This is a genomic window from Cryobacterium sandaracinum (assembly GCF_004403415.1).
In the GTDB taxonomy this organism is placed as follows: Bacteria; Actinomycetota; Actinomycetes; order Actinomycetales; family Microbacteriaceae; genus Cryobacterium; species Cryobacterium sandaracinum.
The window spans coordinates 92,758-119,650 of record NZ_SOGO01000042.1 but is presented as its reverse complement, the minus strand read 5'-3'; the positions used below and the strand labels follow the sequence as shown (position 1 = coordinate 119,650).

The following is a 26,893-nucleotide window of genomic DNA, read 5'->3' as shown; positions in this document are numbered from 1 at the left end:
TGCGCGATCAAGGCCGTCTCGCGTCATAAACCATAGTCAAATAAGCGTCCTCCGCCCTACTCCTTCTGATTAGGCACGCCAGTTATCGCAGGTTACGGTGCCAGGCCGAGTTGTTGGAGCATGCCCTGTTCGTCGCTGCTACCCCAACGCTCGACAAGTTTCCCGTTCTCGAACCGGCTGATTTGCATGCCACGAACAGACATCGTTTTCCCGCTAGCCGGGTGGCCCATGAGAGGGCCCTGGTGGGTGCCGGTGAGAGTGTACGCGAATGCGACGTCGGTGTCGTTCGCGACGAGGCGCTCGACTTCGATGTGCAGGTCGGGGAAAGCGGCAATCATCTCGCCGAAGAATGCTTTGTAGCCTGCGTGGCCCGGGCCCTGGCCCGGGGCCGGGTCGTTGTCGACTGCGTCTTCGGCCACGAGGTCATTGAGAAGGTCGAGTTCTCCGCTGTTCACGGCGTCACCAAACTTCTGCTGTGCAGCAATATTCACTTCTTGACTCATGTGTTCGCTCTCTTCCCAGAATTAATCATGGATGGGTTTGTGTGGGCCACGAGGTGACCATACCGCCGTTGACGTTCAACGTTGGGAGTGGTGAAAGAATCTGAGCATGAATCCGATGCCGATGAGGACGGCCTGCATTGCAATTCCTGGCAGTGTCGTTGTCTCGACGACGGCCCAGAGCACAGCGGTGCGAACCGTCGCCTCGACGCCGTTGAAGGCGAAGGATCGGGCAAATCGGATACATCCGGATGCGGCAGGTTCTCGGAGGTCTCGGAAGTCGAATCGCTCTTGGAGGAGGAAATTGCCGACGATTGTGACGGCTGCAGAGATGATTGCAGCAGCGATGTACCACACGCCGAGAGCCTGCAGTCCTGCCATGATGAGCAGGTTCGTTACCGCGCCAGCTGCGCCGATGTTGACGAAGCCGGAAAGGTGACCGAAGCGGAGTGCGGCAAGTTGCGTGACGACGCGGACCCCTTGCTGGAAGTCGGCTCTGGATAAACCGGCTTGTCGTTCGTCGAAAACGAACGGTTCCTCCACCACGGTGACCGTATTGCGGGCCAGAATCTCGAGCAGTATTTTGAATCCTCGTGGCTGCAACGCTGATATATCTATGGTGGCGCGGTGTACGGCGAAAAAGCCTGTCATCGGGTCGGTGCAGTTCTGCGGCCTGACGGGAGCATTGCGCGTGCCAGGAGGTTTGCTGCGGTGGAGACGATATGGCGGGATGCGGCTGCGAGCCCGCCGGATGAACCGTCGTCAAGGTTCCGGGAGGCGACAACCACATCTTCGTGTTCGCTAGCAGCTGCGGCTAGCAGAATCGGAATCATCTCGGGAGGGTGCCGCAGATCGCCGTCCATCACGATGCACCCCTTCCCGTCGCTGGCGGCAATGCCCTCGAGGACCGCACCCGCTAAGCCGCCGGTGGGTGTACTTCGGTGGATGATGCGGACGGGGAGGCGGGCGGTGTTGCCGACGTGAACTATTACCTGCGGTGTGTCATCCGAAGAGACGAAGATGATTTCCGCGTCGTAATTGGCTGTGGCGTCACTAATCCGTGCGGCGAGCTCAGCGATGCTCGGTGCCACATTGTAGGTGGGTATCACGATCGAAACGGCCATCAGCGGGTCATTCCGTTCCTGTCCGGGGCGAGGCGAGCGTTCTTGTTCGCCGCTGGCGGGAGGCGAGGTAAAGCCGGTGGGCGGTGATGATTATCGCGAGCTACGCCAGTCCGACGTGGTCTTGCCCGCCCCGTTGTGCCCGAGCAACCCGAATACTTCTCCCATCGGCACCTCGAGAGCGAGGTCGGCTAACGCCGAAGGGAACCGAAGGACCGCAACAGGCCCCTGATAGTTATTGCCATCTTTGTCATAAAACTGACGCTATTGACACCACCGTGAGAAGAAAGCGAGAGAGCCATCGACGCCCGTGTCAAGGGCGGGCTCCCCAGCGGTCGGCTCGACAAACGCCAAGCAGCACCGAGTGGGACACACTTGAGTCGGTACAACTGGTGGACCCCATCTCGGTTCACAGCAATAACCGCCAAGGCCGACGAGGAAGTGGGTGATAGTCGGTTGGAATGCGATTGGAGTTGGAATACTTTGCTGCGACGAACGCTAAGACGCTCGTGGTTTTCGTCACGGGGGGCGTGAATGATGACTGAATGGTGGCAGTTCGCGCTAGCGCCCTGGGAAGCCGCGCACTCTTCTGGCTCGCGCTCGTGCTTTTCCTCTGGATTGAATCCACGCGTCACCTAAGAGGTGCATCGCTCAAGGATTTGTTGCGGCTCGTGCCCGATACCTCGCATCTCCTTCGGCGGCTCGCGAGCGATCATTCAGTGTCCATGGGCGTGCGAATATGGCTCCACATTCTTCTCTTTCACCTTCTATTTCCCATTGATGTGATCCCTGACTTCATCCCGGTTCTGGGATATGCTGACGGCGCCCTTATTGTCGCGATCGCGCTGCAGTTCGCGACCCAACAAGCAGGTAGCGTCGCGATCAAACGCCACTGGCCTGGTGCGCCGGAAGGACTAGCCGCGGTACTGCGACTAGCTGGCCTGCACCAAGGGGAGGCATCTGATCATCATGGGGTTTGAGGCGCCGAAGGTACGATGCATCCGCACCGATAGTTGCGCTGGACAGTTTGTTGGACATCACCTATGTCCTCGTCCATGGTTTAACGATGACGACTTGCCAGTGAATATTGGGAGGAAGATTTATTAGCAGTAGCGGGCAAGACGACGGTGGGACCAACGAGAAAAAATTCCTATCGACGGGAGCGCGCGTCCGTGCTGGCTTCCACGGAGGCCGCTCCGTGTCCCTCGACGCTGTGCGCGTGTTCGCAATGCTCGCAATCGTGGCCGGCCACATCTGGGTAGAGGGTCCAGCACGACCATTTCTTTACAGTTGGCATGTACCGATCTTTTTTTTGCTCTCCGGTTATCTCTGGAAGGTCGGTCGGTCGTTCAACCGGGAGGTTAGGAACCGGGTCAGGTCCCTCCTCATCCCCTACGCGGTCTGGCTCGTGCTGCTTGGAACGGTCACCTTAGGGACCGAAAGTGTGGAGGGCGGCTTCGATCCGATCAGGCTCGCGCACCTTCTCTGGGGCGGCCAGTTCGCGACCGATGGGCCCTTTTGGGCGATGTGGTTTGTGACAGCGTTGTTCTTCGCCGCTGTCATCTATTGGCCTGTGTCACGGTTGCCGCTACCCGGGCAGTGGGCCATCGCCGCGATACTTTTCATCGCGGCGGCGTACATCCCGGGACATCCTGCACGATTCCTGCCGTTGAGCCTGGGGCTCGCCCTTGCGTGCATCATCTTCATCGTTGCCGGGCGTTCGATGCGGCGGGCCCGGGGTATGGTGCGGCACCCGATTGTCACTGGTGTCGTGTTGCTTGCGGTTTCCTTTACCCTCATCGTTCTGGGATGGTCGCAGCCGCTTGATTTGAAGCGTCTCGATGTGGGTACCCCGGTCGTGAGCATAGTGGTGGCCGTCGCACTTTCCTTCGGCTTCATTCTCATTACAGAGGGTCTGCTGGGCGGCGATTCTGTTGGGGAGGATGCCAAACCCAGTGTCAGACGAAAGAGCCGAGTCGACGGCATTGGCCAGCTCTCGCGAGTGGTCACTCAACTTGCCCGGGCGTCATTAACGGTGCTCTTTATCCACCCTGCGGTGGTCACAGGCCTCCACTCATTGGGTCTACCGAAACCCGTGGTCTACCTGCTCACGATCGGAATCGCTTGGCCGGTGGGACTGCTGTTGCTGCGCCTCCCCCATAGCCGCGCTGTCACCGGCCTCAAGCCCGCACACTGACCAGAGGAGAATGGCGTAAACATGCGAGCTCGGAACGCTGCGCCGCGGACGCCGCAACGACTTTCAATCCGAGTGCCGAACTGAACGTAAAACCTCGAAGCCGAACCGTTCCATATCCTTGAAAGTGGAACGCCTCCTACGGCGGAGTTTAGAATTTCGACACGCTGTGGAAATTCGTTCCAAAAGTAAGGTTCGAAAAGGTCTTTCGTTTCTCTCGTACAAAAACGACTTCCGGTACGGCCGCTGTGGATATTGGCTAAACTCGCGTCTCGACTGCCAAGCAAGACCTCGACCGGCAGCTCGACGCGCTCGGCGCCGTCGGGATCCCCGCCGATCAGGTCTACGTCGACAAGAAATCAGGCTCGACGACAAACCGACCGGGGCTAACGGCGGCTCTCAAAGTCGCTCGATACGGCGATGTAATCGTGGTGCACACCCTGGACCGTCTCGGCCGAACTGTTCGAGACACGCTAAACATGATCCACGACCTGCGCGAACGTGGCGTCGGGGAACGAAACCTAGCCGATCCGATTCGGGTCGACTCCGCCAATCCGGATGATTCGATGTCGCAGCTAGTCGTAGTCATGCTCGCCTTATTCGGACAGATGGAGCGCATCTATTCGCTCGAACGTGCCGCCCATGCCCGTGCAGTTGCGATGAGCAAGGGCCGGCGCATCGGGCGCCCCAGCGTCGTGGATCCCACAAAACTCGCCTACGCTGATCACCTCCGCAACGCGGGGCACACAATCCCCGACATTGTTTCTAAGACCGGCATCACGAAATCGAGCCTGTACCGCATTCTGCCTCCACGACGGGCTGACCCTGCTCCAGGTGCAGACGAGTAGAACGCAAGATCGACGAACCTGATGCAAAAGATTTGCCCATGATCCCGAATGAAATAGCCGACGCCTTCAGCAAAATCGACGTTCCCGTGCTCGTCGCTCTCCTCACGACTCTCGTCGTAGAGTACTTTGCTACGCCCGATTGGAGGCCAAAAAATCACGGCTCATCCGTGATCGCCAGCAGATCGATGAGGTCATCTTCGCATTTCAGAAGGCAGCGATGCTCGCTCCGGCATTGCTTCCCGACGAATACATAACTCATCACCCAAACACGAGCGCGGTGAAACGACGCCAAATTGAAAGGCTCGCGCCAGCGGTCGACGCGCTTTTCGACGCGACAGCGCGGTTGCCCTCGCAATTCATAGCCAGACATTCCTGGCAGGTGGGAGCGGCGAGCTTCTTCGTGGCCTACTTTGCTGGTGTTAACGCCAACTGAAAACAGGGCCAGAAACGCCAACTGAAAATAGGGCCACCAACCATCATGGAAGGTGATCAAATTGGATGATTGGGCAGAGATTCGCCACCTGCATTCGACGGGGAAGCATTCGAAGCGGGAGATAGCTCGGCTGGTTGGAGTGTCCCGAGGAACGGTGGACCGGGCGTTGGCCGTGGATCGGTCGCCGACGTATCAGCGGGAGCCGACTGGGTCGAGTTTCGACGCGTTCGCCGGCCAGGTGCGGGTGTTGCTCGCAGCGACGCCAACGATGCCGGCCGCGACCGCTGCTGAGCGGGTGGGCTGGTCGGGGTCTCCGTCGCTGTTCCGGGCCAAGATCGCCGAGCTGCGGCCGGAGTATGCGGTGCCGGATCCCGCGGATCGGCTGGTGCACCCGCCCGGGTTCCAGGTCCAATGTGATCTCTGGTTCCCGCACGAAGACCTGCCGCTGGGCCATGACCAGGCTGCTGCGCCGCCGGTTTTGGTGATGACGTCAACGTTCTCCGGATTCATCCAGGCCCGCATGTTGCCCTCGAGGACGACGCCGGATTTGCTCGGTGGGATGTGGTCGTTGCTGCAGGAGGCCGAGGCCGTTCCCGCCCGTTTGACCTGGGACAACGAGACCGGCATCGGGCGCGGGAAACTCACCGAGCCGGCCGCCGCGTTCGCCGGCACCCTCGGCACGCAAATCAAGCTGCTCAAGGCCCGCGATCCTGAGTCCAAGGGCATGGTGGAGCGGATGAATCGCTTCTTCCGCAGCCGATTCATGTCGGGTCGCGCCTTCATCTCTCCCGACGACTTCAACCAGCAGTTGGCTGGCTGGCTGCCCATCGCGAACAACCGTCTCTCGAGGTCGCGACGAGGGCGACCCGGTGACCTGGTCCGCCTCGACCGGGCGGCGATGCGCGGCCTGCCGCCGATGGCGCCGGAGGTGATGTTCCGCAACAGCGTCCGGCTCCCAAGGGATTACTACGTTCGCGCGTTCAGCAACGACTACTCCGTCGACCCAGCCATGATCGGCCGGGTCGTTGACGTGGCAGCGAGCCTGGAGCGCGTGACCGTCCACCACGACGGGGTCCTCATCGCCGAGCATCGCCGGAAATGGGCTCGGCAACTGACCGTCACCGACCCGGCACATGTCCTCCGCGCGGCCGAGCTGCGCGCCCAGTTCCAAGCCCAACGCGCCCGCCGGCCCACGGTCACGGCCGTCGTCGAAATGGCCTCACTGGACCGCTACGACGAGCTCTTCAGCGTTGACATCGACGCCGCACCGACCGTGTTGGCGGTCGCGTCATGACCGGCTCAGAAGCGGCCTCGCAGATCGAGTACTACGCCCGCGCGCTGCGGGCACCACGGATCAGTGAAGCGTTCCGGCGCCTGGGCGATCAGGCCCGCGACGCGGGCTGGTCCCACGAGGAATACCTCTCCGCAGTGCTCTCCAAAGAGGTCTCCGAACGCGAAGCCTCCGGGGCCGCGCTGCGGATCAAGGCCGCCCGGTTTCCCGGTCACAAGACCCTCGAGGACTTCAACTTCGACCACCAACCCTCCGCCAACCGAAACCTGATCGCGCACCTCGGCACGAGCGTGTTCCTCACCGAAGCGAAGAACGTCGTCCTCCTCGGGCCACCCGGAACCGGGAAAACACACCTCGCCGTCGGCATCGGGATCAAGGCCGCCAAGGCCGGCCACCGGGTCCTCTTCGACACCGCGACGGGCTGGGTGACTCGACTCCAAGAGGCCCACTCGCGGGGCAAACTCGCCGCCGAACTCATCAGGCTGCGCCGCTACAGCCTGCTGATCGTCGATGAGGTCGGCTACATCCCATTCGACCAGGACGCCGCGAACCTGTTCTTCCAGCTCGTGTCATCCCGCTACGAACACGCCTCGCTGATCATGACGAGCAACCTGCCCTTCGCCCGCTGGGGCGACGTGTTCGGCGACCTCACCATCGCCTCCGCGATCAGCCTCAAAGGCAACAGCTACCGGCTCAAGCAACACCAACCCGCCGTGACTACGGCACACTAGAACCACACGAGAGTGGCCCTGTTTTCAGTTGGCAGAAGTGGCCCTGTTTTCAGTCGGCGTTAACAGCTGGCTTAGTTTGGTCAGAGCTGGAGTCTGAACGGCCCAACGGCGATCACCTCCGCGCAGCTGGCAGTGACATCAGCGAGTTCGACGCGAGTTCGCGGCACACGCGAGTTTTCACGACAGTCAGGAGCCGTGGATCAAATGGGCCTTCTCGAGGCGCTTCATGCGGGTTGATTACAAAGAGCAAGCGGAGGCCGTAATTGCCAAACACGGCCTCGAACTATCCAAGTAGCGCTCACGCCGGGCGGAGGGGTGACGAATCCTTAATGAGCAGGGTCTGAGACCCTTGCGTGTCAGTGCCAAGAAGATCGAGCTTGAACCCTATCTGGCAGGGTTTCTGTGGAGTTTGGAGATAAATGGCGGCGCCCTGTGAAGCTCGATGTCGCATTATCGGGCTTCGAGTCGTCTTACATCTCATGTGTGGCGGATTCAAGTGGTGTCTGCAACACCGGTTTGATTTGTTGGGTTCGAGATTAGCGTGGCGAGGACCTCTGCGGGCGTTCGGTAGCCATGGCGTTTGCGGGGCCGGCGGTTGAGCTCCGCGGCAACGTTTTCCAGTATCCCGGGCCCGTGAAAGGACAGGTCTGTACCCTTCGGAAAGTACTCGCGCAAGAGCCCGTTGGTGTTCTCGTTGCTGCCACGCTGCCAGGGCGAGTGCGGAGCGCAGAAATAGATCGGCATCCCGGTCGCCATCGTGATTTCCTGGTGTCGAGACATCTCCGCTCACTGATCCCAGGTGGTCGAACGGCGCAGCTGTTCCGGGAGGGTATTCATCGCGACGATCATCGCGTCGGCCACCGTGCGAGCGGTGTGATCCCCGGGCAGATGCAGCAGCATCACGTATCCCGTGGTCCGTTCGACGAGTGTTCCGATCGCGGACTTCGACGAGGTCGAGCCGATGATCAGGTCGCCCTCCCAATGCCCAGGAACGGCGCGGTCCTCGATCTCCAGCGGGCGGTCAGAGACCATCACCATCTCCCGGAATCTCTGCGGCCGCGGACCCTCCGGCCGCTGCGGCCGCCGTGTGACACGCCCCGACCGCAACGCGGTGGCAACTTCCAAGCGCAACGATCCGCGGCCCTGCACGTAGAGGGCCTGGTAGATCGTCTCGTGTGACACCTGCATCTCCAGATTCTCCGGATGCTCGACTTTCAGTCGGCCCGCGACCTGTTCCGGGCTGAACCGATCGGTGAGCATCGTGGTGACCTGTTCCCGTAACGCTAACCCGTCCAGCTTCCGGGCTCTTGGCCGCCGAGCCCGCGCCCAGGTTTGCTCCTGCGCGAGCGACGGCACGTAGCGGCCAGTGACCTTGTTTCTGGCCACCTCCCGGCTGATCGTTGATGGCACCCGGCCCAGAGCCGCGGCGATGCGGCGCACCCCTTGACCGCGGGCGAGCTGGAATCCGATCTCTTCGCGCTCTCGCAACGATAAGAGTCCGGCACGGGCAACACCGAAATCCTGAACCGGTGATGGCAGCACCTTCTGATGCTGGCTTAACCAACGATACCCAGTCGGTCGCGACACCCCAGCAGCCTGCGCCGCGACGGCCACCGATAGCCCCGCGTCCAGCCCATCCCAAAACGACAAACGGACGCTCAAAGGCGACCACGGTCGAGCCATCGACAACACCCCACAGAACTCAGGGTGTTGCTCTCACCACCTGAACTCGCCTGTTTCGACACACCGAGGTTACGAGACACCCCACACATGAATCTGACTGCATTTGGCGAATTGGGCGGTGCCTAGTGTCTCAAGGGTTGCCGGACGCAATCTCACCGCTGCCCTCATCACCTTGGTGAGCAGCAATGCTGCCGCGTCATGACCGCATCACCAGCCCTAACGGCGTGTGATTTCCGACCCCTGTTGTTGCTACCGCTCCGGGTCACCCCATGGGTAGGCTCGGCTCATGACCTCTGGAGCGGTAGTCAACACGTCGTCGCTCGGCAATGCCGTGCGGTTCGTCGACGTGCCCACCTCGCTGCCAATGAAGATCGGGATCTGGGGCCTTGCAATCATCGCGATCGGGTTCATCGCCGTGGTCCTCAGCGACCTGTTGGTTGGCGCAGATGGCCAGTTCGCCGATCGAATGTCGTTCCAACAAACAGGCCGGATCGGGCTGGTGGGGCTTGAAGTGCTTGTCGCCCTGATTTTCTTGGGCACCGCCGTATTCCAGCGCGCCAAGTTGCGAGCGGCAAAGGCGGTTCGACCCGACGCCTTTGTCTTCATGACGCAGCGCACCCCGGCACTCATCGACGCCCTGAAGACGATTGGGACCGACCGACCGCGACTGCGCCAGCACTTCGTGGTCACGCTCGGACCGAAAGGAATCGAGCTTTGGGGTCGCGGACGAACCGATGTCCCTCGAATGGCCCTGCCCTGGAACGACATTGATTACGCCCATCCCGGCCGACACATGGTCGAAATAGGAAATATCAGCGTCGCGGTTCTGGCCCTCCGCATTTTTCAGACTGTCGATGGGCGCCGGCTAGATCTACCGTTTCCGATTTTCGGTCCGCAAGGCATCAATCGCGCAGGAACTCATGATGCCAACAAGGTGCTCGATGCCTGCTCCCGCTATACGAGCATCGCCTGACCGACCGCAGCGACCTGAATCAGTCGCGGTTCCCGACAACAAATTCGGTAAACGAAAACATCAGCCAGTGCCCCGCTAGACGTTCCTTCGTGACACCCAACCTGGCAGGCCGAAATCGTTGAGTTTTCGACCCGAAGCCGCGGCGTTTCTGGTCTGCTGGAGACTAAGCGCTCGGGTTTGCCGATGCGTACCATCGGCAGGCTCCTAGAACGCGTCGGGTGCGACCGTCTTCGCGCCGACTTGCAGGGCCAGCGCCTCGAGTACGTGCGCGGGGGTCGTGGCGGCCTGGAGGGCGTCGCGGAAGGTGGGCTTTATCAGGGCGCGGGATAGCTGGGCGAGTACCTTCAGGTGCTCGGTTCCGGCCTCCGCCTCCGGGACGGCGATCATGAAGATCAGCGTGGCCTTGGAGCCGTCGGCTGAGTTCCAGTCGATGCCTTGCGTGCTGCGGGCGAAGGCGAGTACCGGGGCGGTTACACCGTCCGACTTTGCGTGGGGGATCGCGATGCCGTCGCCGATGCCCGTCGTGCCGTGCTTCTCGCGGGCGAGGGCGGCCTGGGTCACCAGGGTCTCGTCGGTGACGCGGCCGGTCTTGCTCATCAGGCCGGCGAGGGTGCTGATCATCGCATCCCGGTCGGTCTCGTCGACGTCGAGCACGATCGTGCGTTCGTCGATATAGTCGAGCACCGTCTTCTTCGCCGGGGGCATAGGCGACGATTCGGACTCGGACGCGACCGAGCCGACCGTGCCGGCATCCGCGTCCGATGGGCCCGTGGGCGCGGGGACAGGACCGGAAGCCCCGGCGGCGGTGCCCGTGGCCGCACCCGTCGCTGCAGCGTGGCGGGTCGACTTGCGCGCGGAAATGCCGAGCAGCAGCACCGAAACGAGGGCGGTGACGACGGCGCCGGTGAGCAAGGCCGCGAAGTACATCGGCACCCCGGAGACCGCACCGAAGACGGCGACGATTGGGCCACCGTGCGGTACGGAGTTGGTGACCCCGAACAGGGCGGCAATGCCTCCGGCCATGGCGCCACCGATCATGTTCGCCGGGATGACCTGCAGCGGCTTGGCCGCGGCGAGCGGAATCGCGCCCTCGGTGATGCCGAAGAATCCCAGGAACAGTGCGGCGATGCCGGCTTCACGCTCTGGTTTGGAAAAGTAGCGGCCGCGGATCAGGGTGGCCAAGCCCATCCCGAGCGGCGGGACGGCGATCGCGGCGGCGACCATGCCCATCGGGGCTGAGTTCCCCTCCGCGATCAATGCTCCACCAAAGAGGAATGCGGTCTTGTTGATCGGGCCGCCCATGTCGAAGGCGACCATGGCGCCGAGAATCAGGCCAAGCACGATCGCGCTGCCACCCTGCAGGCCGGTGAGGAACGTGGTCATGCTGGAGAAGACCCAGCTGATCGGCTGGCCGAGGGCGAGCACGAAGGCGCCGCCGACGATCACGGTGGTGAGCACGGGGATCACGAGGATCGGCATGATCGGCTTGATAAAGCGGTGTACGGGAATTTTCTTGATGCCGAGGGCGACGAAGCCGACCAGGAAACCGGTGATGATGCCGCCAATAAAGCCGGCGCCTGATTCGGAATTGTAGAAGGCCCCGGTCGTGGCGATCCAGCCACAGATCATGCCCGGTGCGAGCCCGGGCCGGTCGGCGATGGCGTAGGCGATGAAGCCAGAGAGGATCGGCACCATCAGGGTGAAACCGAGTCCGCCGATCTGGTTGAGCGTCAGCCAGAAACTGCCCTCCGGGATGACGAGCCCATTCGGGGTCGCCTCGCCGCCGAAGGAGAGCGAGATGGCGATCAGGAGCCCGCCGACCACAACGAACGGGATCATGTACGACACGCCGTTCATCAGTGCGCGGTACAGGGTGCTTCCGAAGTCGGCCTTGCCGCTGTTCGAGGGCGTGGCGTCCCGGCTGGAACTGTCGCCGACGGTGGACGGCTCGGCGGCGAGGGCGTCCCGGATCAGGGCGGCGGGGCGGTGAATGCCGTCGGCGACCCCGACGGAGACGATCCGCTTGCCCACGAAGCGCGAGGCATCGATCTTGGTGTCGGCCGCGATCACGATTGCGTCCGAACGGTCGATGTCGTCCTGGCTGAAGGTGCCTTCGACGCCGACCGAGCCGTGCGTCTCGACCTTCATCTCGTAGCCCAACTCAGCCGCTGCGCTCTCGAGCTTCTCGGCCGCCATGTAGGTGTGCGCTATGCCCGTGGGGCAGGCGGTGATCCCGAGAATCAAGAGTCTCGGTGGCACCGTGCTCGCTTCGAAGAGAGGTTGGGACATGGCTAAGCCGTCCTTCCGGGGCGAGGCCGACCGGAACTTCCGCGGACACCACAGCCCAAGTTCATAAATTTAGCCGAGTTTATCACTGCCACGAAAGTGGGTGCGTGCCCTAGCCCTTTGACCTGATGGAGCCCCTGAGGGCGAGTGCGTCCGTCGCAATCCGGGCCATCGACACGACGTCACGCATCCATTGGCCCTGACCCCGCTGGCAGGCTTCACGCCGGGAGCCAGGGTGGAGTAGTCAGGCAATTATCGATCGCGTGCGGGCGTCTCCAACTCGGCCGGTTCCGGCGTTACCCGCAGGCCGCCTGGTGTGTTTGACAGACGCACCAATTCCTCGACCCAAGCACGGTTTAGGAGAGGTTCCTTATTGCCGAAAAAGTCGAATTGAAGCGGAATCGTTGGGTGGATCCAAATGGTGCTGTGACCGTGTCCTGATGCCGCCGAGTATTCCCACGAAAACGTGAAACTTTCCCCTCGGCGTACCTTGGACAAAATGACGATCTTGAGGTGAGCGAGCACCCGGTCGTCGAAATCGACGGAGATCGACGGAGTCCCGTAGATAAATTTACCCATGAATGCTCCCAAGTCCGTTGTCGATTTCGTTAGCGACAAGGTTAAAGTCCTTGGCCGTCCGACCAGCGTCGCCTGTGGTTTCGACGGTGCCGGTAATTCCGATCATCGGCATTTCAGGTAACGGGAAACGCGTCGCCTCATCTTCCTCCGTCATCCCTTCGACGTCGACATCGACGACGTCGAATTGACTGGTTGGGCTGAGAGTTAGCGTGTGCACGGATGTCTCGTCGTTCTCGTCGAGCACGGTGACATCCACAGCCACACTATTGTCGCTATCGGCCACTGAGGTGACGTAGTCGAGAAGCGCTGATGTGATGCTGTTGCTCGTGACAATGGAGCCGCCGATATATGTTATGCGCTTCATGCGGTGATGCTAGCTGATTGTTGTGCCCCGCGCACGCCGATGGTCCACCGGCGCAGGCCAGCGGGAGAAGGCTGGCCTCGCGAAAGGCTGCCCCGACGCCGGCGGGCCCTGGCGATTCCCGCGAGTGAAGGTTGAAGCCGTGCGGCGCTCCAGTCCATCCACAGGGCCGCTACTGACTGACGCGGTGGGCGAGTCACGCCAAGCTGTTTCGACTTTCGAGGTTTGCTAGTTGTCATCACTGACAAGCGATGGACAACAAGATCAGGATTATGACATGTAGATCAGGAACCTAAAGGGTGTCAGGCGCCCGGCACCATATCGGCGAAGCGGGAGTAGTGGCCGTGGAACGCGACCGTGACGGTGCGCGTGGGGCCGTTACGGTGCTTGGCGACGATCAGGTCCGCCTCGCCGGCGCGCGGATTGTCCTTCTCGTACGCGCTCTCGCGGTGCAGCAGGATGACCATGTCGGCGTCCTGCTCGAGCGAACCGGACTCGCGCAGGTCTGAGATGGCCGGCATCTTGTCCGCGCGCTGTTCGGGACCACGGTTGAGCTGGGAGAGGGCAATAACGGGAACCTGTAGCTCCTTGGCCATCAACTTGAGCGCACGGGAGAACTCACTGACCTCCTGCTGGCGCGACTCGACTTTCTTGCCCGACGTCATCAGCTGCAGGTAGTCGATGATGACCATTTTGAGGCCGACCCGTTGCTTCAGCCGGCGGCACTTGGCCCGGATCTCGACCAGGGTCATGTTGGGGCTGTCGTCGATGTAGAGCGGGGCGTCGTTGATGCGACCGCGGGTGGCGGCAATGGTGGTCCAGTCGCGCGCGTCGACGGCGCCCTTGCGCATGCTCTGCAAGGGCACGGATGCTTCGGCCGCGAGCAGACGCATCGCGATTTCGCTGCGGCCCATTTCCAGGGAGAAGAAAATGCTGGGCATGTCGTGCTTGATGGAGGCTGCCCGGGCGAAGTCGAGGGCGAGCGTGGACTTACCCAGCGCCGGACGCGCCGCCACGATGATCAGCTGGCCGGGATGGAAGCCGTTGGTGAGCTCGTCCATATCGGCGAAGCCGGTGGGAACACCGGTCATCTGACCGTCTTTGAGCTTGGCAGCCTCGATCTCCTCGATCGCGGCTGTGACCGCGTCGGTCAGCGGCACATAGTCTTCGGTTTCGCTGCCACCCGTGACGGCATAGACCTCGGCCTGGGCGGTATTGACCAGATCCAGCACCTCGCCCTCACCGGAGTAACCCATCTGGGCGATGCGGGTGCCGACCTCGACGAGGCGCCGGAGGAGAGCGCGTTCGGCGACGATCGAAGAGTAGAAACCGGCGTTGGCCGCGGTCGGCACGAGGCTCGTGAGCGTGTGCAGGTAGTCCGCGCCGCCGGCCCGGGACAGCTCGCCGAGCTTGGTGAGCTCGTCGGTGACGGCGATAACGTCGGTCGGCTCGCCCTGCGCGTAGAGCGACAGGATCGCGTCGAAGATGATCTCGTGCTTGGGGATGTAAAAGTCTGCGGCGCGCACGGTCTCGACGACGTCGGCGACGGCATCCTTGCTCAGCATCATGCCGCCGAGCGCGCTCTGCTCGGCCAGGAGATCGTGCGGGAGCGTGCGCTCGGTGTGCCGGGCTTCCAGTCCGCCGCGTGAGTCTGCCCCGCGTTTGTCCGCCAGACCCAAGTGAGAGATCGACACTCGTGCCTCCTTTACTCGTGGTGCAGTTCTATCAGGGCCCACCGACATCGCTGCCGGGCACTGTGCACACCTCGATTGCGGTCGCGTGCCCACCATACGGACCCGGCTCGGCAGAGAACAAACCGCCCTGTGGATAAGCCTGTGGGCAATCTGGGCGAAACGCCGCGTGTCTTGTGCACAACCTGTGGAATCAACTGTGGACAACTTAAGTTTTTTGTCGGATAAATACAGTTTGATCAGGTATTAATTTAATTCACAGTGTCGTGTAGAAAACCTGTCTAAAGTACGTGTTGAATCTTGTCGAGCTGTGAGAAAACCTGTGTACAGCGCCTCATGTTTTGGGACTAAAATCACCCCCGATTGGGTGTGTGGCATCGCTTAAACAGGTGTGGCGGTGGGTTCCTTTCGGAACCCACCGCCACACGGGTGTAAAGCTGTAGAGCTTACTTGGCAGCTACCACCAGCAGTGTGATGGTCGCACTCAGCTCGTCACGAAGACGAACCGTTGCCTGGTGTTCACCCGTCATCTTGATCGGGCTGAGCTCGATTTTGCGCCTGTCGAGGGCACCGAGACCCGCTGCGGCAACTGCATCCGCAACATCCGTGGTCTTGACGGAGCCGAAAAGGCGTCCGCCTTCGCCGGCCTTGACGACCAGCTTGACCTTGGCGTTCTCGAGTGCAGCCTTGAGAGCCTGCGCCTCTTCGAGGGTGGCGTGCTCGCGGGCTACGCGAGCGGCCTTGATCTGCTGAATCTGCTTCTCGCCACCGCGAGTCCAGGAAACAGCAAATCCCTGCGGGTAGAGGTAGTTGCGGGCGTACCCGTTCTTGACCTCGACGATGTCACCGGGTGCACCGAGGCCGGAGACCTCGTGCGTCAGAATGATTTTTGACATGAGGTGTCCTACCTGCCTGAACCGGCGTAGGGCAGCAGCGCCATTTCGCGAGCGTTCTTGACGGCGCGGGCGATAAGACGCTGCTCCTGAACGGAAACACCGGTGATACGACGGGCGCGGATCTTTCCACGCTCGGAGATGAACTTGCGGAGGGTGGGGACATCTTTGTAATCGATGACACCAACCCGGATCGACTTCGCGGGAGCGGCATTCTTGCCACCCTTAGCACCGCGGAGCGGCTTGCGGCGGTCGCCGCTCGACTTTCCAGCCATGATTTCCTTACTTTCTCAAAGAAGTGTTTTTCAGCCAACAGCCTGTAGGGCTCGGCTTAGAAGGGTGTCTCGTCGCTGAAGTTTCCCGGAGTGTTCCAGACATCTCCACCGGTGTTCGCGGCGGGGGCGCTGGCAGCCCAGGGCTCGTCGTTCGAGGCAACGGCAGGTGAGCCACCGCCTCGAGGAGAAGACGATGACTGCGCGCGAGTGAGCTGAGCGGTGGCGTATTTCAGCGAAGGACCGATTTCATCGATCTCGAGCTCCATGCTCGTTCGCTTCTCGCCTTCCTTCGTCTCATACGAACGCTGCTTGAGACGCCCGGAAGCGATGACACGGGTACCCTTGGTCAGTGAACCAGCTACGTGCTCGGCGAATTCACGCCAAACGCTCGCGCGCAGGAAGAGCGACTCGCCATCTTTCCACTCACTGGTCGCGCGATCGAAATTGCGCGGAGTGGATGCGATGGTGAAGTTGGCAACCGCCAGCCCGTTCTGCGTGTACCGCAGCTCCGGGTCGCTGGTCAGGTTGCCCACCACGGTAATTACGGTCTCGCCGGCCACGGGCTACTTGTCGCTTGCCTTGTCGGCGGACGCGGCCGGCGCGGGAGCAACAGCTTCTGCGGTGGCAGGGGCGTCGACAACCGGGGTTTCGACCTTAGCCGGAGCAGCCTTGACCGCGGCGGCAGCAGCTGCCGATGCGGGCTTCACGGACGCGGCGACCTTGGCGGTCGGGGCGGCAGCAGCGGCTTCAGCCTTCGCAGCGATTACCTTCGGGTTGGCTGCCTTGCGGGCGGCCTTCTCGGCGGCGAGCTTGCTCGCGACGGCGACCTGGGCAATGCCTTCTTCTGCGCGAAGCACTTTGGTGCGCATGACGGCTTCCGACAGCTTCAGCTGGCGGTCGAGCTCGGCCGTGGCAGAAGCGTTGGCGGTGAAGTCGACAACGGCGTAGATGCCTTCGGACTTCTTGTTGATCTCGTAAGCGAGACGGCGGCGACCCCAAACGTCAACCTTGTCAATGGTTCCACCATCGTTGCGAACAACGTTGAGGAACTTGTCAAGGCTGGGAGCTACGGTGCGCTCATCTATCTCGGGATCGAGGATAACCATCAACTCGTACTGATGCATGACTAACCCACCTCCTTCGGACTAAACGGCTGCAGAATCTCTGCAGCAGGAGGGTTGTGCATGTGTTGTAAGCGGAGGCCGGGAATCCGGCGCACAGACAACCTGCCAAGGCTACCGGAAACGGCGGCCCTCCGCCACCGCCTCCGCCCGTTCACCCGTTTGGCGCCCTCGTCGCCGCCGAGTCCGTCAACGCTGTCGCGAGTATCGCCGACTGTGCCGACCATCGCCGTTCTATCGGAGATTCTGGGCACGAACGGCGACGGTCGCTTCACCTGTTGGGGCATTTCCCTGGTTCGGGACGCAGTCCGGCGGCGAGCAGGAGCCGTTTCAGGCTCTCCCGGCGCAGCGCTACCGCCCAGATCCAGCGCGCCATTCCGTGCCCCGTCCCGCGAAGCCGGTCCTCGCGAAGCTTTTCTGACCACACGGCTTCTTCACTGGTACGCCCATTCATGAAGGCGTCCCGCGTGTACTTGACTTTGCCGTCGAATTCGCCGAGGAGGCGAAGTGTGCGGTTCTTCTGTTTCTGAACCCACCGGAAGTCCGTGATGTCTTCCTGCCCGTCCTCGTGCACGAAGGACACCTGTAATTCGGGGGGCGGGAATCCGCACAGGTGAATCTGTCCTCGGCTGAGGGACTCGCCCACCGAACCGGATCGACTGTCGCAGAAGACAATGGCGATCCGAGCGGCTCGTGCCCCACGGGTTGGTCCGTCGGAGTCGAGTCGATCAAGCAGAATGTCGCGGTCGATCCCGAGCGCAGCCATGCCGTTCGGCAGGGTGAATTTAGGTTTCATTCCGTAATCGAGCGTGGCGACTGCCGACAGGAATCCTGCCGTTCGTGCGACATCGATCAGCGTACGCAGCAGACCCGTGACCAGCATCCCTTCGATCTCCACGACGTCTTCGTCGGGCAATCGGTCGTGGTGCCAGGTGACCCCGTTCTTCGAATGCACGCCGGTTTCACCGGCAGCCATGAGGTGGACCTCGTCGGGCAATCTGCCGACGATGGGCAGTCCCCACAAAACAGCAGCCGATTCATAAGAGTAGACGGGCTGGGACTTTCTGGTGGCCTCCACGGCGCGCAAACGCAAGAAGTACCGATCACGATCACTGATGGTGTCCCAGCCGGTCGCGTCAACGGCAACGCCACGTCGTAGGCGAACGGCTTGACCGGATCCGACCGGCCGTTGAACAGGACGCCCATCGCTGCCGAGAAACCGAGCGTCACGGCCGAGATACAAAGGCCGCCAGTCATGCGGGGAGTAGAGATTCATAGCGCCATGCTGGTGGTGCGGCCTACTGGCTCCGATCGCAAGGGCGGCTCCTGTGGCCAAGATCGGCGGCGGAGGTCCTGTGGAGGGATGGTGACACATCCGCTCGCGAAGTGCCACCGGGTCTCGACGCTCGCCGTTTGTGCCGAGAGTCGTCACCCGTGCGGCGACTCTCGGCACAAACGGCGAGCCTCGGCGAATAGACGGGCCCGGAAGGCGCCGGGAGGGCCTACTGTGCGCGCTCGGCCCACCAGGCGATAAGGCGGCGGGTGGCCTCGTCTTCGCCGAGCGGCCCATCATCCAGCCGCTGCTCGAGCAGGTACCGGTAGGCCTCGCCGACGTCACGGCCCGGACCCACTCCGAGGACGGCCATGATCTGCTCACCGTCGAGATCGGGGCGCACCGCCGCCATCTCTTCCTGTTCGTTCAGCTCCTCGATGCGCTGTTCCAGGTCGTCGTAGGCGAAGCCGAGCCGGTCCGCCTTGCGGCGGTTACGGGTGGTGACGTCCGCACGAGTCAAGATGTGCAGTCGTTCGAGCTGGTCCCCCGCGTCCCGCACGTAGCGCCGCACCGCGGAGTCCGTCCAGGCACCCTCGGTGTAGCCGAAAAAACGCAGGTGCAGTTCGATCAGGCGTGCCACGGCGGCCGTCGTGTCGTTGTCGAAACGGAGGGCTCGTAGCCGCTTCTTCGCCAGCTTCGCGCCGACCAGGTCGTGGTGGTGGAAACTGACCACGCCGCCCGGCTCGAGCTTGCGAGTCGCGGGCTTGCCGATGTCGTGCAGCAGCGCCGCCAGGCGCACGATCAGGTCGGGGCCGTCGAAGCTGCCGCGGGACTTCTCGTAGCCGATGGCCTGGTCCAGCACCGTCAGGGTGTGCTGGTAGACATCCTTGTGGTGGTGGTGCTCGTCGACTTCGAGGCGCAGGGCGGGGATCTCCGGCAGCACCCGGCTGCAGAGCCCGGAGTCCACCAGCAGCTCGAGCCCGGCATGCGGGTTGTCCGCACACAGCAGCTTCGAGAGCTCGTCGCCGATGCGTTCGGCCGAGATATTACGAATGCGGTCCGCCATCGCTTCCATCGCTTCCGCGGTGTCGGCGTGGAGGGCGAATCCGAGCTGGGCGGCGAACCGGGCCGCCCGCATCATGCGCAGCGGGTCGTCGCCGAACGAGATCTCCGGGGAAATCGGCGTGCGCAGAACGCCGGCCAGGAGGTCGTCGATGCCGTTCGCGGGGTCGACCAGAGTCAGCCCCGGAAGGCGCAGAGCCAGTGCGTTCACCGTGAAATCGCGGCGTAGCAGGTCATCCTCCAGGCGGTGGCCGAAAACCACCTCGGGCTTGCGCGTCTGGCCGTCGTAGCTCTCCGACCGGTAAGTCGTGATCTCCACCTTTTCGCCGGCGATTTGGGCGCCGATTGTTCCGAAGGCGCGGCCGATATCCCAGTGGGCATCCGAGATTGGCTTCACGAGGTGCAGGATTTGGTCCGGCGTGGCATCCGTCGTGAAATCGAGGTCGTTGAACGGCCGGTCGAGGAAGGCGTCGCGGACCGGTCCGCCGACGAGGGCCAGTTCGTGTCCAGCCGTCTGGAACGCGGTCGCCAATCGGGAAACGGTCGGGGTGGCAGCCAGGTCGCCCAGCCGCTTGAGGGCTGTCGCAACGCTTTGCATGACCTCATGTTAGTTGCTTGAGCTACGCCGGCTGCCCCGGTGCGGCGTTACCCCCGCGTCGAAGCCGTAGAATCCCCTACATGGTGGCCGAGTCTGTTCTCAAGCGTCGGCCCGCGCTCCCCGGAGCGATGCGCGGCCTCTGGTCACGCACGAAGAGGCCGATCGGCGCCGTTCTGATCGGCCTGCTGGCCGGGGTTCTGCCGGTCGCCTCCGCCGGTCTGCCCGCATCCGCAACCGCGTCTGAAATCACATCTGCATCTGCCCCAGCGGCCCCGACAGCGAAGACCATCACCGCCGTAACGGCCAATGCGGTGAACCTGCGCGTGTCGCCCGCGACACTGGCGCCCCTCCAGGCTGGCCAGGACCTCACGGTCACTGTCACCGTCGAGAACGCGACCCTTGACACCATCTCACCGGGCACCATCAACCTCTTCCTCGCGGAACGGGCACTGATCAACCGCAACGCCCTCAACAGCTGGCTGGATCCGGAGAAGAACAGCAAACCCGGCGATCTCATGCTGAGCGAGCCCACGATGGCGTCCATTCAGCCGGACAGCACCGAGATCTTCACCTTGACCGTGCCGGCCGGCTCCGTGGGCCTCACCAGCGGCAACGCGTGGGGTGCCCGCGGCATTGCCGCCACCCTGAGTACAGACGACAGGGTGCGGGCAGAGGGCAGAGGCACCTTCGTCTGGTATTCCGACGAAGAGGTCACCCCCGTCAACATGTCGGTGATCATGCCGATCACCGTCCCCGCGCAGTCGACGGGCCTGATTACGTCAAAGGCACTGGAAACGTTTACGGCGCCGACCGGTGTTCTGAGCCGCCAGCTCGACGGCGTCGTCGGCCGCCCGGTCACCATTGCCATCGACCCGCTGATCATTGTTTCCATCCGAATCCTCGGTTCGGCGGCACCGCCCAGCGCAATCGCGTGGCTGAACCGGCTGGACGAGGCTCCGAACGATATATTCCCGCTCAGCTATGCCGATGCCGACCTTGCCCTGCAGGCTCAAGCCGGCGCCGGGCCGCTGCTGACGCCCACCACGTTCGGCCAGGCGATCGACCCTGCCTTGTTCTCCGCGACGGACCAGTCCGCGACGCCGAACTCCGTCCCTGCCCTCCCGCCTGGCACCGAGACACCGGCGCCGTCAACGGACCAGCCCGCACCCCCCAGCGATGGCACACCACCCACCACGGAAGAGTTGCTTGCTTGGGAATATAGCGCCACTGACATCGGCTGGCCGGCCGAGGGTGACGTTGCGAGTGCAGACCTGGACGTATTCGCGGCCAGTGGCCTCAACACAACCATTTTGGGCGGATCGAACGCATCCGGGGCCGCCGGCGACTTCACCCCGAATGCATCCCTTGATCTCGGCACCGGCCACGGTTTGGGTCTGGTCGTCGATGATTCGTTGGCCGCCGCCCTGCGCACCGCCGCGGCCGCGACAACGGATGACGCGTGGCGCGAAGCCATGTCCCAGGTCAGCTCGCAGCTGGCGGTCGTCTCGGCCGAGCGCCCCGGAACCGCGCGCACCCTCCTGGCCACTTTCGACCGCGGGTGGCCGCCCAACGCAGACCGACTCACCGAGACCATCGACGCGCTGGCCGGGTTGCGGTGGTACGCGCCGTCCACCCTGCCGGAGGTGCGGGCATCCGTTCCAGCCGAAGAGGTCGAGTTTGACAGCCAGGCCGAGCCGGAGGATCGCGTGGCCCTGGCCGCCGAGCTCTTCGAGGCCGAGAAGACAATCACCGACTTTTCCTCCGTACTGTCCGACCCGGCGATCGTCACAGGCACGCAGCGCCTGGACCTGATGGCTCTGCTATCCAATTCCTGGGCATCCCAGGAGGCCAGTTGGGCGGATGCCGTCGGCACCAGCCTCGCGAACTCCTCGGCGCTTGTGGGCTCCATCACGGTCGCGACCAAGGGCCCCATCAACGTGGTCGGCAGCCAGGTCGACATTCCGGTGACCCTGGACAACGCCCTGAGCCAGGCCGTGACGGTGATGGTGCAGGTCGTTCCCTCCAACGGGCGCCTCCTGGTCGGCGAGGCGGTGGAGTCCACCATCGAAGCCCAATCCGCCCGCACCGTGACCATCCCGGTGACGGCCGCAGTGGGAAACGGCGCCGTCACCCTGCGCGTGACCCTGCTCACTCCGGCGGGAACGGTCATCTCGCAGCCCGCCCTCATCCCGATCAACGTGCGCGCAGACTGGGAAGGCCTCGGATCCCTCCTGTTCGCCGCGTTCGTGGTGCTGTTCTTCGGGTTCGGGGTGTGGCGCAACATTCTGCGACGCCGACGGGAACGTGCCGAAACTGAGACTGCGGACGCCCCCGAGCCAGAGGCAGAACCGGCCACAGTCCCTGAAGCCGAAGCACCCCCAGAAGAAGATCCCGAATCCGGGGCCGCCGGCGCTGCGCCCGGCCCGCTGACCCCCGCCAGCGCGGCCGATGCCCCGACGGAGCCCCGTGCCTAAGACCGACAGCATCGGCCGGGCGAGCGCATTCCTCGCCTCCGGAACCATTGTTTCTCGCATCCTCGGCTTCGTGAAGCTGATTGTGCTGGCGGGGGTGATCGGCCAGGTCGGTCAGAGCACCAACGCGTTCGCCGTGGCGAATCAGCTTCCGAACACGGTCTACGTCATCGTGGCCGGTGGGGTGCTGACGGCCGTCCTGGTGCCGCAGATCGTGCGCGCCAGCCTGCACGCCGACGGTGGCACGGCGTACATCAACAAACTCCTCACGCTGGCCCTGGTCATCCTCGCCGCGACCACCATCGCAGCCACCGCGCTTGCTCCGCTGTTGACCCTGCTCTACGGGTCCAACATGAAGCCGGAATCGCTGGCCCTCGCCACGGCGTTCGCCTTCTGGTGCCTGCCACAAATCTTTTTCTACGGCCTGTATACGGTCCTCGGAGAGGTTCTGAACGCCCGCAAGTCCTTCGGCCCGTTCACCTGGGTTCCCGTGATCAACAACGTCGTGGCCATCGCGGGCCTACTCACCTTCTCGGCGTTCTACGGAGCCGACCCGAACGGGACCCGGCTGGCCACCGAGTTCACGCCCGCGATGATCGCCGTCCTCGCCGGGAGCGCCACGCTCGGCGTCGTGCTGCAGGCCGTCGTGCTGTTCTATTTCTGGCACCGCATCGGTCTGCGCTTCCGCCCCGACTTCCGCTTCCGCGGCGTCGGGCTCGGCGTGGCCGGCCGGATGGCGAGCTGGACCTTCGGGATGCTCCTGCTGACCACCCTGGCCGGCGTCGTCGAAACCCGGGTGGTCACCCTCGCCGGCGACTCCGACGCCTCGGTCGCCGCACTCAACACGGCCTGGCTCATCTTCATGCTCCCGCATTCGGTGATCACCGTCTCAGTCACCACCGCCTACTTCACCCGGATGAGCGAGCACGCCTCGGTGGGCAAGCTGGCCCTGGTCAGAACGGATGCCTCCTCCGCCATCCGCGGCACCACCCTGATCATCGTGCTCGCCTCCGCCGTCATCGCGGTCTGCGCCTACCCGTTCGCCCGGGTCTTCGTCGCCCCCTACGAACAGGTGCAGAGCATCGGCAACGTCATCGTCGCCTACGTGCTCGGCCTCGTTGCGTTCTGCGTCCTGTTCGTCGTACAACGCACCTTCTACGCGCTCGGCGACACCCGTACGCCGTTCTACTTCACCCTGTTCCAGGTGACGCTGGTCATCATCGGCGTCCTTGCCTGCTCGCTCCTGCCCAGCGCCTGGATCGCCGCGGGCGTCGCGCTCACGGTCACCGTGTCCGGCATTGCGCAGGCCCTGCTGGCGGCAGGGCTGCTCCGTGGGCGCCTCGGCGGCATCGACGGGCGGCGCATCCTGCGCAGCCTCGTGAAGTACTTAGTCGCCGCCGTGCCCGCGATCACGGCCGGCGTTCTCCTCCTGCTCGTGCTTGGTGGCACCCAGGAGGCTGGATTCGCCCTGTCCGGGAAGCTCCGGGCCGTTCTCACCATGATCGTCATCGGCCTCGCCATGTCAGGCGTCTACTTCGGCCTGCTGCTGCTCATGCGCACCGCTGAGCTGCGCGGCTTCATCGACCCGGTGATCGACCGCATCCGTTGTCGTTGACCGGTCCCCAGCCGGCGTGGAATAGCATCCGATTAGGATGTGTTGTATCCGGAAGCGAGGCAATCGAGATCGCTGCCCCCACAATCTGAAGGAGTCTACGCGTGCGTCAGATCATCATCATAGGCTCCGGACCGGCCGGTTTCACGGCCGCGATCTATGCCGCCCGGGCGAACCTGAAGCCGCTTCTGATCGCCAGTTCGGTCGAGGCCGGCGGCGAACTGATGAACACAACCGAGGTGGAGAACTACCCGGGCTTCCCCGACGGCATCCAGGGACCGGAACTGATGTCCAAGATGCAGGAGCAGGCCGAGCGGTTCGGCACCGAGGTCGTCTATGACGACGTCACCGAGCTCGAGCTTTCCGGCGACACCAAAACCATCACGCTGGGCAGCGGCGAGAAGCACGAAGCTCTCTCCGTGATTTTTGCCACGGGTTCCGCCTACCGCAAGCTGGGCCTGGACGACGAAGAGCGCCTGTCCGGCCGCGGCGTGTCCTGGTGCGCCACCTGCGACGGCTTCTTCTTCAAGGAGAAGACGATCGCCGTGATCGGAGGCGGCGACTCCGCGATGGAAGAGGCCACCTTCCTCACCCGCTTCGCCAGCAAGGTCTACGTCGTGCACCGCAAGGACACCCTGCGGGCCTCCAAAATCATGCAGGAGCGTGCGTTCGCCAACCCCAAGATTGAATTCCTCTGGAATTCCCAGGTCGTCGGCATCACCGGCACGGATGCCGTCGACGGCTTGGTCCTGCGCAACACCGTCTCGGGTGATGAAACCTTGCTCCCCCTCGGCGGAATCTTCGTGGCCATCGGCAACGACCCGCGCACGCACCTCGTGCACACCAAGCTCGATTTGACCCCGGAGGGCACCATCGCCGTCGCCGGTCGCAGCTCGAAAACCAGCCAGACCGGTGTTTTCGCCGCCGGGGACGTGATCGACCCGACCTATCGCCAGGCGGTGACCGCAGCGGCATCCGGAACCGTCGCCGCACTCGACGCGGAGCACTACCTGGCCTCGCTTCCCGAGAACCTGCTGGCCAGCGCCGGCGAACCCGCACTCGCGTAACCCCTCACCGAAGTCACATAACCCGCAATCAAGGAGTAACCACATGTCTGCACGCGCCGTCACCGACGTCACCTTCGACCAGGAAGTCATCAACAACGAAAAAACCGTTCTGGTGGACTTCTGGGCGGAATGGTGTGGCCCGTGTCGCGCCGTCAGCCCGATCCTCGACCAGATTGCCAGCGAGAACGCTGACAAGCTCGACATCGTCAAGCTGAACGTCGACGACTTCCCGGCGCTGGCCGCCAAGTACCAGATCACCTCCATCCCGGCGATGAAGGTGTTCCAGAAGGGCGAGGTCGTCAAGACCGTCATCGGCGCCAAGCCGAAGGTCGCCCTTGAGAAAGATTTGGCCGCCTACCTGGCCTAACCGTCCCTGCCTCTACCGAGGCCCTGACCCGTCCGGCTCACGCCGGGCGGGTTTTTCGGGATTCGGGCCGGATGGTACCGACCGCATACGATTGAAACCTCACCAGATCGGAAGTGACGTGACAGCGAAGCGCTCCCCCCAGACCGGCAACAACCTCGACCCGTGGTACCACCACTACGCCGAGCGAGCCGCGGGGTTGCGCGCCTCCGAGGTCAGGGCTCTCTTCGCGGTGGCCTCCCGCCCCGAAGTCGTCTCACTGGCCGGCGGCATGCCCTACGTGGCTGCCCTACCGCCCGACCTGGTTATCAACGCCATGGACCGGGTCATGCGCCAGCAGGGCCCCGTCGCTCTCCAATACGGCTCTGGTCAGGGCGTTCCCGTTCTGAGGGAGCAGATACTCGAGGTGATGGGGCTTGAAGGCATCCGTGCGCACGCCGACGATGTCGTCGTGACAACGGGGTCGCAACATGCCCTCGAATTGGTCAGTAAACTTTTTCTCGACCCGGGCGACGTGGTGCTCTCGGAGGGCCCCAGCTACGTCACGGCCATGGTCATCTTCAAGTCGTATCAGGCCGAGGTAGAACACGTGCCCATGGACGAGCACGGCCTGATCCCTGAAGCGCTCCGCCAGCACATCCAGCGCCTCAAGGCCGCCGGCAAGACCATCAAGTTCCTGTATACGATCCCGAACTTCCACAACCCGGCCGGAGTGACCCTGAGCTGGGCCCGTCGCCTCGAGATCCTCGAGATCGCCCGGGCGAACGACATCCTGGTGTTGGAAGATAACCCCTACGGACTGCTCTACTTCGACCAGCCGGCACCGGATGCGATGCGCTCGCTCGAAGAGGACGGAGTCGTCTACCTAGGCACGTTTTCCAAGACCCTCGCCCCGGGCTTCCGGGTCGGTTGGGCGCTGGCCCCGCACGCCATCCGGGAGAAACTGGTGCTTGCCAACGAGGCCGCGGTGCTCTCCCCCAGCTCGTTCAGCCAGCTGGTGATTTCCGAGTACCTGGCGACGTCCGATTGGAAGGGCCAGATCAACACCTTCCGCGGGGTCTACCACGAGCGAAAGAACGCACTGCTGGACGCCCTGGAAGAGTACCTGCCCGGCCTCACCTGGACCAATCCGAACGGAGGGTTCTACGTCTGGGTCACTCTTCCAGAGGGACTGGACTCCAAGGCCATGCTGCCGCGGGCGGTCAAGGAACTCGTGGCGTACACGCCCGGCACCGCCTTCTTCGCCGACGGCGACGGGCGGCGCAACATGCGCCTCTCGTTCTGCTACCCGACGCCGGATCACATCCGGGTCGGAATCCGTCGCCTCGCATCCGTCCTCCGTGATGAGCTCGACCTGCTCGAGACCTTCGCCGGCACCGGTTCCCTGAACCCGTTGCGCGCAGAAGGCCGCTTCAACTCCCCACCCCCCGACATTTCGTAGTTCGTCTCCGTCGGTATCCACACCA

General features: G+C 63.2%; 25 protein-coding genes and 3 pseudogenes. 12 read left to right on the top strand and 16 right to left on the bottom strand.

All coding sequences use genetic code 11. The features are described 5' to 3' along the window. Window positions 1–92: 92 nt before the first annotated feature. The 4 genes from E3T25_RS15805 to E3T25_RS17820 form a co-directional block, all read right to left on the bottom strand. Window positions 93–491, bottom strand: coding sequence for an ester cyclase (locus E3T25_RS15805; RefSeq protein WP_198411506.1), 399 nt, complete (start codon window positions 489–491; stop codon window positions 93–95). Window positions 492–578: 87 nt separating this feature from the next. Next, window positions 579–1,151, bottom strand: a complete 573-nt coding sequence (locus tag E3T25_RS15800) for a GtrA family protein (RefSeq protein ID WP_134375311.1) — start codon at window positions 1,149–1,151, stop codon at window positions 579–581. Then, the gene (locus E3T25_RS15795; protein ID WP_134375309.1) at window positions 1,148–1,624 is read right to left on the bottom strand and encodes a glycosyltransferase; all 477 of its coding nucleotides are present in this window, start codon (window positions 1,622–1,624) and stop codon (window positions 1,148–1,150) included. The genes E3T25_RS15800 and E3T25_RS15795 overlap by 4 nt, the downstream gene beginning before the upstream one ends. A 90-nt stretch (window positions 1,625–1,714) precedes the next feature. Further along, a complete protein-coding gene (locus tag E3T25_RS17820) occupies window positions 1,715–1,789 on the bottom strand; it encodes a hypothetical protein (RefSeq protein ID WP_338145491.1) in 75 nt (24 codons plus the stop codon). 377 nt (window positions 1,790–2,166) lie between these two features. Here E3T25_RS17820 and E3T25_RS15785 point away from each other — a divergent pair, with 377 nt between their 5' ends. The 4 genes and pseudogenes from E3T25_RS15785 to E3T25_RS17725 all read left to right on the top strand — a co-directional run bounded on the left by E3T25_RS15785 (window position 2,167) and on the right by E3T25_RS17725 (window position 4,663). Then, window positions 2,167–2,601 (top strand): YkvA family protein, encoded by a 435-nt coding sequence (locus E3T25_RS15785; RefSeq protein WP_174843959.1) that lies wholly within the window; start codon window positions 2,167–2,169, stop codon window positions 2,599–2,601. Between the two features lie 218 nt (window positions 2,602–2,819). Then, window positions 2,820–3,818 carry an acyltransferase family protein gene (locus E3T25_RS15780; RefSeq protein WP_338145487.1) on the top strand — a complete coding sequence of 333 codons (999 nt, stop codon included), beginning with the start codon at window positions 2,820–2,822 and terminating at the stop codon, window positions 3,816–3,818. A gap of 275 nt (window positions 3,819–4,093) precedes the next feature. Further along, window positions 4,094–4,477: pseudogene (locus E3T25_RS17730) on the top strand (recombinase family protein); the annotation flags it as partial. Then, window positions 4,475–4,663 carry a helix-turn-helix domain-containing protein gene (locus E3T25_RS17725; protein ID WP_255453082.1) on the top strand — a complete coding sequence of 63 codons (189 nt, stop codon included), beginning with the start codon at window positions 4,475–4,477 and terminating at the stop codon, window positions 4,661–4,663. The pseudogene E3T25_RS17730 and the gene E3T25_RS17725, both read left to right, overlap by 3 nt. 154 nt (window positions 4,664–4,817) lie before the next feature. On the opposite strand, the gene E3T25_RS15770 is transcribed toward E3T25_RS17725, so the two are convergent. Further along, window positions 4,818–5,156, bottom strand: coding sequence for a hypothetical protein (locus E3T25_RS15770; RefSeq protein ID WP_134375305.1), 339 nt, complete (start codon window positions 5,154–5,156; stop codon window positions 4,818–4,820). Between E3T25_RS15770 and E3T25_RS15765 the strand changes: the two genes are divergently transcribed. Next, the gene (locus tag E3T25_RS15765; RefSeq protein WP_134375303.1) at window positions 5,149–6,390 is read left to right on the top strand and encodes a Mu transposase domain-containing protein; all 1,242 of its coding nucleotides are present in this window, start codon (window positions 5,149–5,151) and stop codon (window positions 6,388–6,390) included. The genes E3T25_RS15770 and E3T25_RS15765 overlap by 8 nt on opposite strands. Continuing rightward, the gene (gene istB / locus E3T25_RS15760; RefSeq protein ID WP_134375301.1) at window positions 6,387–7,118 is read left to right on the top strand and encodes an IS21-like element helper ATPase IstB; all 732 of its coding nucleotides are present in this window, start codon (window positions 6,387–6,389) and stop codon (window positions 7,116–7,118) included. The genes E3T25_RS15765 and istB overlap by 4 nt, the downstream gene beginning before the upstream one ends. Window positions 7,119–7,610: 492 nt before the next feature. On the opposite strand, the pseudogene E3T25_RS15755 reads toward istB, so the two are convergent. Continuing rightward, a pseudogene (locus tag E3T25_RS15755) lies at window positions 7,611–8,801 on the bottom strand (IS30 family transposase). Window positions 8,802–9,087: 286 nt separating this feature from the next. On the opposite strand from E3T25_RS15755, the gene E3T25_RS15750 reads away from it, so the two are divergent. Further along, window positions 9,088–9,774 carry a hypothetical protein gene (locus E3T25_RS15750; RefSeq protein WP_134375299.1) on the top strand — a complete coding sequence of 229 codons (687 nt, stop codon included), beginning with the start codon at window positions 9,088–9,090 and terminating at the stop codon, window positions 9,772–9,774. Window positions 9,775–9,978: 204 nt separating this feature from the next. On the opposite strand, the gene E3T25_RS15745 is transcribed toward E3T25_RS15750, so the two are convergent. The 10 genes and pseudogenes from E3T25_RS15745 to E3T25_RS15700 all read right to left on the bottom strand — a co-directional run bounded on the left by E3T25_RS15745 (window position 9,979) and on the right by E3T25_RS15700 (window position 19,913). Beyond that, on the bottom strand, window positions 9,979–12,063 hold the full coding sequence (locus E3T25_RS15745) for a fructose-specific PTS transporter subunit EIIC (RefSeq protein WP_134375297.1): 2,085 nt from the start codon (window positions 12,061–12,063) through the stop codon (window positions 9,979–9,981). Between the two features lie 249 nt (window positions 12,064–12,312). Further along, window positions 12,313–12,639 carry a DUF7882 family protein gene (locus E3T25_RS15740; RefSeq protein ID WP_134375295.1) on the bottom strand — a complete coding sequence of 109 codons (327 nt, stop codon included), beginning with the start codon at window positions 12,637–12,639 and terminating at the stop codon, window positions 12,313–12,315. Beyond that, window positions 12,632–13,003: a hypothetical protein gene (locus E3T25_RS15735; RefSeq protein WP_134375293.1), complete on the bottom strand. Its 372-nt coding sequence runs from the start codon at window positions 13,001–13,003 to the stop codon at window positions 12,632–12,634. Before E3T25_RS15735 ends, E3T25_RS15740 begins: the two co-directional genes overlap by 8 nt. Before the next feature lie 299 nt (window positions 13,004–13,302). Continuing rightward, a complete protein-coding gene (gene dnaB / locus E3T25_RS15730; RefSeq protein WP_104100664.1) occupies window positions 13,303–14,694 on the bottom strand; it encodes a replicative DNA helicase in 1,392 nt (463 codons plus the stop codon). A gap of 443 nt (window positions 14,695–15,137) precedes the next feature. Continuing rightward, window positions 15,138–15,587, bottom strand: coding sequence for a 50S ribosomal protein L9 (gene rplI, locus E3T25_RS15725; protein WP_104100663.1), 450 nt, complete (start codon window positions 15,585–15,587; stop codon window positions 15,138–15,140). Between the two features lie 8 nt (window positions 15,588–15,595). Beyond that, window positions 15,596–15,859, bottom strand: coding sequence for a 30S ribosomal protein S18 (rpsR, locus tag E3T25_RS15720; RefSeq protein WP_035835236.1), 264 nt, complete (start codon window positions 15,857–15,859; stop codon window positions 15,596–15,598). A gap of 56 nt (window positions 15,860–15,915) precedes the next feature. Next, a complete protein-coding gene (locus E3T25_RS15715) occupies window positions 15,916–16,419 on the bottom strand; it encodes a single-stranded DNA-binding protein (protein ID WP_104100662.1) in 504 nt (167 codons plus the stop codon). A 195-nt stretch (window positions 16,420–16,614) separates the two neighbouring features. Then, a pseudogene (rpsF, locus tag E3T25_RS17815) lies at window positions 16,615–16,983 on the bottom strand (30S ribosomal protein S6); the annotation flags it as partial. A gap of 268 nt (window positions 16,984–17,251) precedes the next feature. Beyond that, window positions 17,252–18,316 (bottom strand): hypothetical protein, encoded by a 1,065-nt coding sequence (locus tag E3T25_RS15705; protein ID WP_134375289.1) that lies wholly within the window; start codon window positions 18,314–18,316, stop codon window positions 17,252–17,254. Window positions 18,317–18,482: 166 nt separating this feature from the next. Beyond that, a complete protein-coding gene (locus E3T25_RS15700) occupies window positions 18,483–19,913 on the bottom strand; it encodes a CCA tRNA nucleotidyltransferase (RefSeq protein WP_104100659.1) in 1,431 nt (476 codons plus the stop codon). An 80-nt stretch (window positions 19,914–19,993) separates the two neighbouring features. On the opposite strand from E3T25_RS15700, the gene E3T25_RS15695 reads away from it, so the two are divergent. From E3T25_RS15695 to E3T25_RS15675, 5 genes are all read left to right on the top strand, one after another. Next, window positions 19,994–22,387 carry a DUF6049 family protein gene (locus E3T25_RS15695; protein ID WP_134375287.1) on the top strand — a complete coding sequence of 798 codons (2,394 nt, stop codon included), beginning with the start codon at window positions 19,994–19,996 and terminating at the stop codon, window positions 22,385–22,387. Then, entirely contained in the window at window positions 22,380–23,999 is a 1,620-nt protein-coding gene (murJ, locus tag E3T25_RS15690) for a murein biosynthesis integral membrane protein MurJ (protein WP_338145486.1), read from the top strand. Before E3T25_RS15695 ends, murJ begins: the two co-directional genes overlap by 8 nt. A 101-nt stretch (window positions 24,000–24,100) precedes the next feature. Then, window positions 24,101–25,063 carry a thioredoxin-disulfide reductase gene (gene trxB / locus E3T25_RS15685; RefSeq protein ID WP_104100657.1) on the top strand — a complete coding sequence of 321 codons (963 nt, stop codon included), beginning with the start codon at window positions 24,101–24,103 and terminating at the stop codon, window positions 25,061–25,063. A 43-nt stretch (window positions 25,064–25,106) separates the two neighbouring features. Continuing rightward, window positions 25,107–25,430: a thioredoxin gene (trxA, locus tag E3T25_RS15680; RefSeq protein WP_104100656.1), complete on the top strand. Its 324-nt coding sequence runs from the start codon at window positions 25,107–25,109 to the stop codon at window positions 25,428–25,430. 118 nt (window positions 25,431–25,548) lie between these two features. After that, window positions 25,549–26,868, top strand: coding sequence for an aminotransferase-like domain-containing protein (locus tag E3T25_RS15675; protein ID WP_104100655.1), 1,320 nt, complete (start codon window positions 25,549–25,551; stop codon window positions 26,866–26,868). The last annotated feature ends 25 nt before the right edge of the window (window positions 26,869–26,893 follow it).

Coding starts and splice junctions, on each gene's coding strand:
- trxA (WP_104100656.1), top strand. CDS start 25,107: ATGTCTGCACGCGCCGTCACCGACGTCACCTTCGACCAGGAAGTCATC.
- E3T25_RS15750 (WP_134375299.1), top strand. CDS start 9,088: ATGACCTCTGGAGCGGTAGTCAACACGTCGTCGCTCGGCAATGCCGTG.
- rpsR (WP_035835236.1), bottom strand. CDS start 15,859: ATGGCTGGAAAGTCGAGCGGCGACCGCCGCAAGCCGCTCCGCGGTGCT.
- E3T25_RS15785 (WP_174843959.1), top strand. CDS start 2,167: ATGGTGGCAGTTCGCGCTAGCGCCCTGGGAAGCCGCGCACTCTTCTGG.
- rplI (WP_104100663.1), bottom strand. CDS start 15,587: ATGTCAAAAATCATTCTGACGCACGAGGTCTCCGGCCTCGGTGCACCC.
- E3T25_RS17725 (WP_255453082.1), top strand. CDS start 4,475: ATGAGCAAGGGCCGGCGCATCGGGCGCCCCAGCGTCGTGGATCCCACA.
- E3T25_RS15740 (WP_134375295.1), bottom strand. CDS start 12,639: ATGGGTAAATTTATCTACGGGACTCCGTCGATCTCCGTCGATTTCGAC.
- istB (WP_134375301.1), top strand. CDS start 6,387: ATGACCGGCTCAGAAGCGGCCTCGCAGATCGAGTACTACGCCCGCGCG.
- E3T25_RS15700 (WP_104100659.1), bottom strand. CDS start 19,913: ATGCAAAGCGTTGCGACAGCCCTCAAGCGGCTGGGCGACCTGGCTGCC.
- E3T25_RS15735 (WP_134375293.1), bottom strand. CDS start 13,003: ATGAAGCGCATAACATATATCGGCGGCTCCATTGTCACGAGCAACAGC.
- E3T25_RS15745 (WP_134375297.1), bottom strand. CDS start 12,063: ATGTCCCAACCTCTCTTCGAAGCGAGCACGGTGCCACCGAGACTCTTG.
- E3T25_RS15795 (WP_134375309.1), bottom strand. CDS start 1,624: ATGGCCGTTTCGATCGTGATACCCACCTACAATGTGGCACCGAGCATC.
- E3T25_RS15800 (WP_134375311.1), bottom strand. CDS start 1,151: ATGACAGGCTTTTTCGCCGTACACCGCGCCACCATAGATATATCAGCG.
- E3T25_RS15695 (WP_134375287.1), top strand. CDS start 19,994: ATGGTGGCCGAGTCTGTTCTCAAGCGTCGGCCCGCGCTCCCCGGAGCG.